General features: G+C 61.8%; 5 protein-coding genes and 1 pseudogene. 4 read left to right on the plus strand and 2 right to left on the minus strand.

The window, feature by feature from the left end:
- Window positions 1-143, plus strand: a pseudogene (locus BV95_RS22200) (IS5/IS1182 family transposase); the annotation flags it as partial.
- A gap of 37 nt (window positions 144-180) precedes the next feature.
- Window positions 181-798 carry an FMN-dependent NADH-azoreductase gene (locus BV95_RS22205; RefSeq protein WP_037457460.1) on the plus strand — a complete coding sequence of 206 codons (618 nt, stop codon included), beginning with the start codon at window positions 181-183 and terminating at the stop codon, window positions 796-798.
- 37 nt (window positions 799-835) lie between these two features.
- On the opposite strand, the gene pabB is transcribed toward BV95_RS22205, so the two are convergent.
- The gene (gene pabB / locus BV95_RS22210) at window positions 836-2,095 is read right to left on the minus strand and encodes an aminodeoxychorismate synthase component I (RefSeq protein WP_162179778.1); all 1,260 of its coding nucleotides are present in this window, start codon (window positions 2,093-2,095) and stop codon (window positions 836-838) included.
- A 313-nt stretch (window positions 2,096-2,408) separates the two neighbouring features.
- On the opposite strand from pabB, the gene BV95_RS22215 reads away from it, so the two are divergent.
- Entirely contained in the window at window positions 2,409-3,449 is a 1,041-nt protein-coding gene (locus BV95_RS22215; RefSeq protein WP_037457456.1) for a uroporphyrinogen decarboxylase/cobalamine-independent methonine synthase family protein, read from the plus strand.
- A 227-nt stretch (window positions 3,450-3,676) separates the two neighbouring features.
- Here the strand turns inward: BV95_RS22215 and BV95_RS22220 are convergent, their stop codons facing one another.
- Window positions 3,677-4,327: a glutathione binding-like protein gene (locus BV95_RS22220; RefSeq protein ID WP_037457458.1), complete on the minus strand. Its 651-nt coding sequence runs from the start codon at window positions 4,325-4,327 to the stop codon at window positions 3,677-3,679.
- Window positions 4,328-4,708: 381 nt separating this feature from the next.
- Between BV95_RS22220 and BV95_RS22225 the strand changes: the two genes are divergently transcribed.
- Window positions 4,709-5,068, plus strand: a complete 360-nt coding sequence (locus tag BV95_RS22225; RefSeq protein WP_037457464.1) for a LysR family transcriptional regulator — start codon at window positions 4,709-4,711, stop codon at window positions 5,066-5,068.
- Window positions 5,069-5,208 lie beyond the last annotated feature (140 nt).

The following is a 5,208-nucleotide window of genomic DNA, read 5'->3' on the forward strand; positions in this document are numbered from 1 at the left end:
ATGCCTATCGCTGGAGGCACCTCGTCGAGAACTTCTTCTGTAGCCTCAAAACATTCCGGCGCATCGCTACCCGATACGAGAAAACTGATCAGAGCTACCGCGCCATGATCAACCTTGCGGCCCTGAAGATCGCTATGCGCTAAATGTCCACACGCCTTTATTATTCAAGGCGAGGTGATGGTGAAAATTCTTCGTATCGACAGCAGCATCATGGGCGATCATTCGACCAGCCGGGAACTGACCGGCGCGATAGTCGACAAGCTGCGCGGCTCGACCGATGCAGAGGTCGTTTCCCGCGATCTGGTGGCGGAGAGGCTGGGCCATGCGACGCCCGCGACCCTGCCGTCGGCGCATCCCCTTTCCCAGCTTGCCGGGCCGCTGGAGGGCGACGCCCTTGCCGCTCGCGCAAACAGCGACGCCATATTGGAAGAGTTTCTGGCGGCCGACATCGTCGTGATCGGCGCGCCCATGTATAATTTCACCATCCCCACCCAATTGAAGGCGTGGGTCGACCGCATCCTGGTTCCGGGCAAGACCTTCGGCTATTCCGAACAGGGACCGACGGGCTTGGTAAGCGGCAAGCGGGTCATCGTGGCGGTGACGCGGGGCGGCTTCTACGGCGCCGGTTCCCCCGCCGCGGCGGTCGAGCATGGCGACAGCTACCTGCGCGCCGCCCTGTCCTTCATCGGGATCAAGGATCCTGAGGTCATCGTCGCGGAAGGTTTGCAGGTCAGCGAGGATCAGAAAACCGCCGCCAAGACCAGTGCCAATGAGGCGATCCAGGCGCTCGCGGCCTGAAGCTCCACCCCCTGGGCCAGACGCTGGCCCAGGGGACTTATCCGGCCTTGCGCATCCGCGCCCGGTCGGCCGTCCCGCGAAGGAAGCCGCGTTCGACGAAGCGGGCCTTGAGAAGACATTCCTCCCATTCGTCTTCCAGCACGGAATCCGCGACGATGCCCGATCCGACCCCGAATATCGCCGTCCCCTGACCGGGATGAGCGCCCGGCCGCAGGCGCAGCGTCCTTATCGCGACATTAAAGCGGCCCTGAACGCCCCTGCCCTCCTCCATCCGGGCAAATTCGCCTATCGCACCGCAATAGGGGCCCCTGCTCCAGCGTTCTACCTCATGGATGATCTCCATAGCCCGCAATTTCGGAGCGCCGGTGATCGATCCGCAGGGGAACATCGCCTGGATGATGCTGGACAATCCGGGTTCGCCGTCGAAGCGGGACGTGATGCCGGTCGTCATCTGGAAGACGGTGGGATAGGCCTCCACGCGGAAGGGCTGGTCGACCTTCACGCTGCCGGGCCTGCTGATGCGGGAAAGATCGTTGCGCATCAGGTCGACGATCATCAGATTTTCTGCCCTGTCCTTCACGCTTTCCGCCAGTTCGCGGGCAAGGCGCCTGTCGCTTTCGGGGTCGGCGCCGCGCGGGCGCGTTCCCTTCATCGGACGAACTTGCAGCTTGTCGCCGCTCACCGAAAAGAAAAGTTCGGGCGAGAAGGAGAGCAGCCAGTCATGCCCGTCGAAGATCAGCGCCGCGAAGCGGGCATTCGCCTCCGGCCGGATCGCGCGATAGAGGGACAGCGGATCGCCCCGCCACGCTCCGCACAGGGGAAAGGTGAGATTGGCCTGATAAATGTCCCCCGCCTCTATCGCAGCCTTCACGCGATGGAATGCAGCGGCATATTCTGCCAAGCTGATCGCCGGTTCCAGCGGATCGAGATGCGCGTCATGCGGGGCGGACCCCGAAAGCCAATGATCCACGGCGCTGAAGGGAAAACGCCTTTGCCGTTCGAACGCGAACAGGCGCAGCAGCGGCGTTTCATGCCGTCGCCGTTGCAGAAACGGATGAAGCCGCGGTTCGAGTGCATAGCCCGCCTCATAGCCTATCCAGCCCGCCAGGAACGCGCCCTCCTCCACCAGAGCGTCGGCGCGCCGCAATGCATCGGCGACCCCATCGATGGTCGAGGCGGTGACGGTCGCGCAGGGACGCTCATAAAGGGTGGCGGTGCCCTCTTCGAGATCCTCCAGCAGCATGAAGGGAAGAGACGGCATGGAGTTCGGAACGGAAATATCGCTCGCCCCGGCCATGAGCATTGGCCTTTCAAAGTCGACGGTCGCTGATTCTTGCGTCTTTCCGTCAAATTCTAAGTTCGTTATGAGTAAGCGCAATATATTCCCGAAACCGTTATGGCGTTAGAGGCCATTCACTTTTGCGATAGTGCGATAAAGTCCGATTCCGGAATCTGGATAGGAAGAATCCACTTTCACAATGTTCCGCGCGAGGCACCGCCGTTCTAGGACGGTCGAGGATGGAGGGACGGTCCGCTCGACATTGCTCGAATGGAGATAGACCGCCCGCTTTCCGCAAAAAAATTGACCGAAAGCCAATGAGGGTGCCTGAATGAGCGATGCCGCGCCAACTCCGATCCTGCTTGTGGGCAGCGTTCCGTTAAGCGATGAAGAGCAGGTCTTTTCCACCGTCTCCAGAACATTGGGCAGCCGCATCAAGGCGATCCCGGACGGAGAGACCGGGGACCGCACCAACTGGATCAACTGGCAGAAGAGCGTCATGGACAAGGCGCCCATGCTGGAGCGCAAGAAACATGTCGAGGGATATGGCGCCGTGCAGGTCGACCTTTATTCCAGGCGCGCCGACTGTGCCGACGACGCGGCGTTTCCGCCGCTGGGCTATGCCAGCGCCGCCATCGCATCCTATCGCACTTTCGAACGGCTGGCGGCGGAAGGCAGGATCGCGGCCGACACCCGTTTCATGGTGGCGCTGCCGACGCCCTTCGCGCCGATGATGTCCTTCATCGAGCCGGAAAGCTTCGAGGCGATCGAACCGCTTTACGCCGCGGCGATGCGACGGGAATTGCAGGAGATCCTGGCGGTGGTGCCGCCGGAGCGTCTGGCCGTCCAGTGGGACGCAGCGCTTGAATTCGCGGTACTGGAGGGCGTGTTCCCGGCGCCGGTCACGGATTTCGACCCGCTCGTCAGCCGGATGGTCGAGCTGGCGTCCTGGGTTCCGTCATCCGTCAAGATGGGCTTCCACCTCTGCTATGGCGATGCGAACCATTCCCATTTCAAGGAGCCGGAGGATACCGCGCTGATGGTGAGCGTCATGAACCATCTCGCCACGCTGGTGGAGCGCCCCATCGACTGGTTCCACCTGCCGGTACCCATCGACCGGGCCGACGACACCTATTTCGCGCCTTTGTCGAAACTGGCGACGGAGGCGGGCACGACCATCTATCTGGGCCTGGTGCACGCCCGCGACGGTCTGGAAGGCGCATTGCGGCGCGCCGGGCATGCGAAGACCCATCTTCCGGCCTTCGGCATCGCGACGGAATGCGGTTTCGGCCGCAGGCCGTCCGAGACCGTGGCCCCGCTTCTCGAACTCCAGGCGGAAATCGCCCGTCATCTGGACATGGTTCCGGCCTAATTCGGGAGTTCGGGAAATGGCCAAAAGCGGACATTAATCCTCCCTACATGAAGCGTGGGGAGGGGAAATTCCGGAGGTCGTGCCCTTTCCCCTCCACCGGCCTTCGGCCGGTCCCCCTCCCCATCTCTCGATGGGGAGGAATAGGAGAGATCCGCAAACCACTCAAATTACTCAGTCCGGCGAACCTCTTGAATTTTATCAACGCGGCCTAGGCCGGGCGATACAGCCTAAACCGTTCTGGGCGCCTTCGGCCATGCAAGCCCCTCCTGAGCCAGGGCGGCGCTGACCGAAGGGCGGGTGGCCAGCCGCTCCGCAAAGGCGTCGAGGTTGGGCAACGCGCCCAGCTTGCCGTCCAGCATGGGACGCCGCGACCACAGGACGAAGACGAAGAGATAGAGGTCGCAAAGGCTGAACCTGTCGCCCAGCGCATAGGGCCCTTCGCCAAGACGCTGGTCCAGCAGGGAGAGGACGCTTTTCAGGCTGTTCAGCCCCGTGGCGGCGACATCCTTCTGGCCGCCCTCCGTTTCGGCGATCCTGTTCGGCCGGAAGATCGGCCGGAAGGCGACATGGACGGTGCTGGAGAGCAGCGACAGCCACTCGATGGCCCGCGCATGGGCAAGGCCCGCCTTGGGCAGCAATTCCCGTTCGGGCACAAGGCCCGCTATATAGTTGAGGATGGCGACATTCTCGGTCAGGACATCCTGACCGATCAGCAGCGCGGGAACGCGGCCCCAGGGATTCTTTCGCCGGTAATCTTCCGAAAACTGCACGTTCTGCGTCAGGTCGACCAGTTCGGTTTCATAGGGAAGCCCGGCTTCCTCCAGCGCGGCGTGGGACGCCAATGAGCATGAACCGGGATTGTAATAGAGCTTCAACATATTCCTTCGCCTCTCCTGCCGATTTCCTTCTGGGTGCGGGCGCTTCGACGCGAGTTCAAGTCAAGAATTTGAATATCCAAAATCTTGATCCTGCATCAATGCCCATGGCCGCAAACATGCCTGCCTGTATTTCAACCCTGAATGGCGGCCAGGGCCGGATGACCGCTGACCCCCTGAAAACCCGCATGATTGCAGCCTTTCTTCGGTTCGGCTGAGGCGAATGGCTCGCCATTTCGGGACAAATATCCGTTATTCGGATTCAGAATATGTATAATTCGGGCTTGCGGCAAAGCGCTTATGAGTATCCACTCTGCGGAAAAAGGTGCCTGCCACGCCGGGACTCGACACAGGCGCGGACGGGCGAGGAGAGAGGCTAAGGCCATGAATATGTTGCCCACCAGCCGCGACCAGGCGGCCATGCTGTCATTTTTCCATCTGACGGTGTTCGAGGCCATGATGCGGCTGAAGAGCGTGACGCTGGCGGCGGACGAGCTGGAACTGCCGCAATCGTCGCTCAGCCGGAATCTTCAGACCCTTCGCGATCATTTCAACGATCCGCTGTTCGTGCGGACCCGCAACGGCATGGTGCCGACCTCCGTCGCCCAGTCCATCGCCAAGGGCGTGGAGGAAGCGCTGCGCATCTACCGGACGGGCCTGTGCGAACGGCGGCGCTTCGACCCCTCCTCCTCCGAGCGCAACTTCAGGATCGCGGCGTCCGATCTAAGGCGTGTGGACATTTAAGGGATTCCTTTTTCCGCGCGGATCGGATTCAAGACTGGCGAAGGGAGCGCCATCTTGGATCGACACGGATTAAGCGACGAGCAGTGGGAGCGGGTTCGCCCCGTGCTTCCCGGTAAAGTTGGGGACCGAGGCCGTTCGGC

The sequence above is a fragment of the Sphingobium chlorophenolicum genome (assembly GCF_000722875.1).
GTDB classification, from domain to species: domain Bacteria; phylum Pseudomonadota; class Alphaproteobacteria; order Sphingomonadales; family Sphingomonadaceae; genus Sphingobium; species Sphingobium chlorophenolicum.